Origin of the sequence: Methanosarcina spelaei, assembly GCF_002287235.1 — an archaeon.
Taxonomy (GTDB): Archaea; Halobacteriota; Methanosarcinia; order Methanosarcinales; family Methanosarcinaceae; genus Methanosarcina; species Methanosarcina spelaei.
The window spans coordinates 1-5,116 of sequence record NZ_LMVP01000139.1; the positions used below are offsets into that span (position 1 = coordinate 1).

The window sequence follows — 5,116 nt, forward strand, 5'->3', positions numbered from 1 at the left end:
GGGAGAGGAATATGAAAATATATACCTCTAGTTGCGTTAACCTGCCGAAGCTAGGGTGTAGGAACAACTGATCCCACAGTCATCCAACAGGCGATCGATTCCTGTAGCGGAAAAGAAAGAAGTGAAGCTCCGGAAATTTCCATGCCCGAGATTCATGAACACAGCTGGAAGAAATATGAAAATGAAGTAAAGCAGAATGTAATGTCCAAAATTAAGAAAGGATAAGCCTCTTGAAGACATTTATTGAAAAATTAAAAAAGGAAAGCTTGCCTCCGTTTTTAAACTTCATCAAACTCTATACTGATGCTACCTGCTTTTTTTACCAGGGATTTTGCAAGGAAACCACTTTCCATTCTACAAAGATTGAGCACTGCACAGGGTACAAGGCAATTAGAGGAGCACTGCGCCTCCTGTGCTCTATCAATGACATAGTTGTTCTTGATATCCAGAATTTCCATCATGGGAACTTCCATGTGAGAGAATTTCTTTATCTTTTCACACGGAGTTTCGATATCAACAATAATTTTGTTTCCTTTTTTGCTTCCATGTATCTTGTGAACAAAACCACAGATAGTAGAATTTACAGTAAATTCAGCCAATTTGTCACCCTTAATTTTTGTAATTTAAGTTTTTGTTATTCAGATAAATGGTCTCAGCAATGCATAGATATTAATTGAAATCGAGATCATTCGGATTGTAGTTTCTCAAGGGTTTTTTCCAGAGCTTCTGAGATTTCATTGTCCTTGAGATTCTTGTCTTTATTCTTCTTAATTCCTAACTCAGAAATTACAATATGTCGATCCACTTTGAAACCTGCAAGTTCGAGAGTTTTTCTTGCACAGTTTACCGGGCAGCCATCAATTGCAATTATCCTTTCTGAAGCCTCGGCAGATTTCATAAGTCCGGGGGCTCTAGCTCCGATTCCTACGGTACACATAAGGTTTCCAAAGTTTTGTTGTTCGAGTTCAATTGCAACTTTATTTGAAAGCTGACCTACATTTGAAGCTCCAACACATGGGAAAATTGCTACATTTGCTGAACCACATGAACATTTTGTATCTTCTACCATGATTTATTCCCCTTGTTGATTTTTATTAGCATTTTTATTTGATATAACTAGGTCTCTTTTGTTATTGAGAAATCCACTTTCGAACTTCTTTTTCATCTGGGGTCTTGCCTACTGTTTTCAAATCCCCATCAACTACAACTGCAGGGGTGACCATGACACCATAGTTCAAAATTTTTTCAACATCTTCTACTTTAACAACTTCGGCTTCAACACCCGTTTCCTTTAGTACTTTTTCAATAATTTCCTTTGTTTTTTTACATTTTGCACAACCAGTACCAAGAATTTCAATTTTCATGTTTCTAACCTCTATTTTACTTTCTATTGCTTTTGTCTTTGTATTTTTTTGTATATTTCAAGCTTCAGAACCTTTTGATATCATAGAATAATATTAAACAAATATCCCGTAAAAATAATAGATATGGTCATGATTAAAACAAAAGCCCCTATCAACTCGTTTTTAAGCACCTTTTTCAGAATTATTATTTCTGGGAGGGAAATTCCATTAACCGCCATAAGGAAGGCTAAGGCAGTCCCTACTGGAAGCCCTTTGCCAATCAAGCTTTCTACTATGGGGATCATAGCCATAATATTCGAGTAGAGAGGCACCCCTATAGCGACCGCAATTGGAACGGCAAACGGATTGCCCTTACCTGCATATTTCGCCAGGATACCTTCAGGTGCGTATCCATGGAAGATGCCTCCGAGAGTGACTCCAATAATCACATAGATCCAGACTTTTCCCACAATATCTTTAACACTGTCATAGGCAATGGCAGCCCGTTCCATTATGTTGAGCTCTTCAGGCTTCTTGGACTGATCACCTACTTTAACCTTGTAAACAAAATCGGCTACGTATTTTTCCATCTTCAGGAGACCTATAAGATATCCAGCTAGCACGCCAAGTAGAATACCTGATATCACATAGATCAAGGTTGCTTCAAGACCAAGGGTGGCCCACAGTGCAGCAATTGCGGCTTCGTTTACTAAGGGGGAAGTAATAAGGAAGGAAAAAGTTACTCCTAGAGGAACTCCAGATTCCACAAACCCTATAAAGATCGGAACGGATGAGCACGAACAGAAAGGGGTGACCACTCCTATCATTGAGGCCAGCAGATGGTAGTGAAGTCCTTTTTTCCCTCCAAGAATTTTTCGGCTTTTTTCAGGGGTAATATAGGTTCTGATATAGGAGACAACAAAGATCATAAAGGCTAACAGGATGAAAATCTTCATCACATCATAAATGATGAAATTGACACTTGCCCCAAGGTGAGTATCAGGTGCAATCCCGAAGACCTCATATGTCAGTTTGTCAGCAATCCATTGAAGAGGATAGAATATATCAACCATTTTGGAATCCTTCTTTAAGGTTCGTGATCTAATTTGAGATCGAATTCATTCTTGATCATATCAATATATATTGATATATTCTTTATGGGATAAAAAGTTAACGGTACTATTGAACTTTAGGTACTATTGAACTTTAGGTACTATTGAACTTTAGGTACTATTGAACTTTAGGTACTATTGAACTTTAGGTACTATTGAACTTTAGGTACTATTGAACTTTAGGTACTATTGAACTTTAGGTACTATTGAACTTTAGGTACTATTGAACTTTAGGTACTATTGAACTCTATCTTCTATTTGATTATGTGACATTTGTATCGGATTTCAAAAAGGTTTTAAGATAGTCAACTAAATTACAAGTCTTAAATGAATCCAATAAAGGAGCCATAAGAGATAGAAAAACAATATATCACATATCTTGGATTACAGATCTTGAACTTCGACTGAAGTGATTGGACAAAAAAATTACTCGTCAATAACTTTTAAAACCTTTCTGATTTTATTGTTTTCTATAGAATAGAGCCTCATCTTCCCTTCTTTTCTTACCTTAATTATTCCCCAATCCTGCAACTTTGCAAGGTGCATCGAAGTATTGGATTGGGTCCTACCAATTATTTCCGGGATCTCACAGGCACATAGCTCCCCTTTATTACTGTATTTGTTTTCTCTGCAGTTATTTTCAGATTCGATTAAAGCCTTAATTATTCTATACCTTGTATCTTCGCTTAGAGCTTTAAAAAGTTTTATATTTTCTTCATCAATCATATCATTAATTATTGAATCTTTGAAACTATATATATTTTTCGAAACAGGAAACTACTCTTATTGTTAAATGGGAAATAAAGACTATTTTGACTTTCACAGTTATTCAGGTTAATAAAAGTAAAGTATATGCTTTTCAAGTTTGGAATGTTTTTTAAAATGTCTGCAAGATCCAATCCTTTATCTCATCTCTGACTCGCCGAAAGACTCTAAGCTGTTCTTCTTCCGACCCCACCGCCGCAGCAGGATCTTCAAAACTTTTGTGAATTACTTCTCTTGCTCTGGGATATTCTGCAGGAATCTCCAGATTTGTACTGCAAATTGGGCAGGTCACTTTAGCCCGGTCACATACCGTGATTGCCATATCAAAAATGATGTCTTGGAACTCTTTGGGAGTTTTGGAGTATTGACTGGAGATATCAACACCTATTTCCTTCATTACCTGAAGCGCATGAGGATTAACAGTTGTGGCACTGACACCTGCGCTGTAAGCCTCGTATCGATCTCCATAAATATCCCTCAAAAGACCTTCAGCCATCTGGGACCTGGCAGAGTTGTGGGTGCATAGAAAGAGAACCTTTTTCTTTTCCTGTGATCTTGTATTCGGCGCCATCTAATTATTATTGCATATGATGATTAATTAGCATTGCTACGTTTCCTTTAATCTCTTGGAACAAATATTAAAAAATCCAGATGAAGAAATAAAGATTTTTTATGAACTGGTAAGGGAAAACCGGAAATAAGTAAAAGTAGTCGTTCAGGAATTCTGATATTTACTCATTGGTCATCGGTTAAGGAAAAATCGTTATCAATTGCATTGATTTTCATAAAATTTGTTAAATTATTCATCAAATGCAAAACTGGAATCTGATATCGATTTCAATTTAAACACTAAACATTTGACTCAGTTCCAAAATCTAGTGATGAAAGTAAGTGTAACATCACTATATAAATTTATAATTCTATAACTATGTAATGATGTTACGGCAAAAACAATGGTAATTATAAATCTTACTCTTAATAACTTATCGGAACTCCCTGCTCTCTCATACCTTTTTGATAGTTATAGCAATGATTACGAATATACCACAAGAGGAATTTTTCGTAGAAAAATTCCTCCAGCCTGCCCTATTTGCAGTGCTCCTATGGTTCATAACGGCTATAATCTATACATCAAAAAAGGTCTTGGAAAAATCAGCATTGGTCGATACAAATGCCAAAATTGTGGTAGTACAGACGAAGAAGATCATAGTTTTTGGGAAGGTCTGAAAACTTTACTTTTTGATTCATTTAATAATTTTTTCCAGGTGCTCAGATACCATAAAGTTTCTTATGATGGAATTTCTGATATAATGAGCTTCATATTTCCAAGATCAAGAAGCACTATTTTTAGAACATTCAACAAAGAAATGGAACAGGAAAATGTTCCAATTTTAGAAAATGTACATATGGTGCACTATGACGAACAGCATCCAAAAGAGGGACGTTGTCAGAAATACCGTTTAACATTACTGGATGCAAAAACTCAAAGAACAATAGCAGATGAACTTTTTGAGGATAAAAGTTCAGAAACCATCAAAACGTTTCTACGAAAAAATCTAGATACATCAGAACCTGTGTTTATTGTTACGGATTTTGATAAGAGATACCCAGATATTTTAAAGGAAGTTTTTGGGGATAAGTTAGTGCATCAATACTGTTTGATGCACTTAAACAAGCTTATAGTTAGCGATTTTCCGAAGAAAACAACAATTGAACAGGAACTATTAAAATACAGGTTATTGAATATATTTTACAATCGTGAAAATGAGATTAAATTCCTGGAAAAAATTCTATCTGAAGAACTTAACGTAATTATGAATGAAGAAAAGCATCAAGAATGGAGTATAAAGGCAAAAAAGGAATTTAACCGATTTAGATATAAATTGAAGCTAGAAA

The 5,116-nt window shown here is 35.5% G+C and carries 7 protein-coding genes; 1 reads left to right on the forward strand and 6 read right to left on the reverse strand.

Annotated features, from left to right (window positions below; genetic code table 11):
• Nucleotides 1–278: 278 nt before the first annotated feature.
• The 6 genes from ASJ81_RS08750 to ASJ81_RS08775 form a co-directional block, all read right to left on the reverse strand.
• On the reverse strand, nt 279–599 hold the full coding sequence (locus ASJ81_RS08750) for a DUF6951 family protein (protein ID WP_095644137.1): 321 nt from the start codon (nt 597–599) through the stop codon (nt 279–281).
• Between the two features lie 86 nt (nt 600–685).
• Nucleotides 686–1,069: a putative zinc-binding protein gene (locus ASJ81_RS08755; protein WP_095644138.1), complete on the reverse strand. Its 384-nt coding sequence runs from the start codon at nt 1,067–1,069 to the stop codon at nt 686–688.
• Nucleotides 1,070–1,130: 61 nt separating this feature from the next.
• Complete coding sequence (locus tag ASJ81_RS08760; RefSeq protein ID WP_095644139.1) at nt 1,131–1,364, reverse strand: thioredoxin family protein; 234 nt, start codon at nt 1,362–1,364, stop codon at nt 1,131–1,133.
• Nucleotides 1,365–1,444: 80 nt separating this feature from the next.
• Nucleotides 1,445–2,416 carry a permease gene (locus ASJ81_RS08765; protein ID WP_095644140.1) on the reverse strand — a complete coding sequence of 324 codons (972 nt, stop codon included), beginning with the start codon at nt 2,414–2,416 and terminating at the stop codon, nt 1,445–1,447.
• A gap of 465 nt (nt 2,417–2,881) precedes the next feature.
• The gene (locus ASJ81_RS08770; protein ID WP_170943256.1) at nt 2,882–3,181 is read right to left on the reverse strand and encodes an ArsR/SmtB family transcription factor; all 300 of its coding nucleotides are present in this window, start codon (nt 3,179–3,181) and stop codon (nt 2,882–2,884) included.
• Between the two features lie 151 nt (nt 3,182–3,332).
• A complete protein-coding gene (locus tag ASJ81_RS08775) occupies nt 3,333–3,791 on the reverse strand; it encodes an arsenate reductase ArsC (RefSeq protein ID WP_095644142.1) in 459 nt (152 codons plus the stop codon).
• Nucleotides 3,792–4,173: 382 nt separating this feature from the next.
• Here ASJ81_RS08775 and ASJ81_RS08780 point away from each other — a divergent pair.
• Nucleotides 4,174–5,116, forward strand: a 943-nt coding sequence (locus tag ASJ81_RS08780) for an ISNCY family transposase (RefSeq protein ID WP_095642727.1), incomplete at its 3' end; no start/stop codon positions are given.

What these genes read in the sequence shown, in the direction of transcription:
- ASJ81_RS08765 (WP_095644140.1), bottom strand. Translation starts at nt 2,416, where the DNA reads ATGGTTGATATATTCTATCCTCTTCAATGGATTGCTGACAAACTGACA.
- ASJ81_RS08755 (WP_095644138.1), bottom strand. Translation starts at nt 1,069, where the DNA reads ATGGTAGAAGATACAAAATGTTCATGTGGTTCAGCAAATGTAGCAATT.
- ASJ81_RS08775 (WP_095644142.1), bottom strand. Translation starts at nt 3,791, where the DNA reads ATGGCGCCGAATACAAGATCACAGGAAAAGAAAAAGGTTCTCTTTCTA.
- ASJ81_RS08760 (WP_095644139.1), bottom strand. Translation starts at nt 1,364, where the DNA reads ATGAAAATTGAAATTCTTGGTACTGGTTGTGCAAAATGTAAAAAAACA.
- ASJ81_RS08770 (WP_170943256.1), bottom strand. Translation starts at nt 3,181, where the DNA reads ATGATTGATGAAGAAAATATAAAACTTTTTAAAGCTCTAAGCGAAGAT.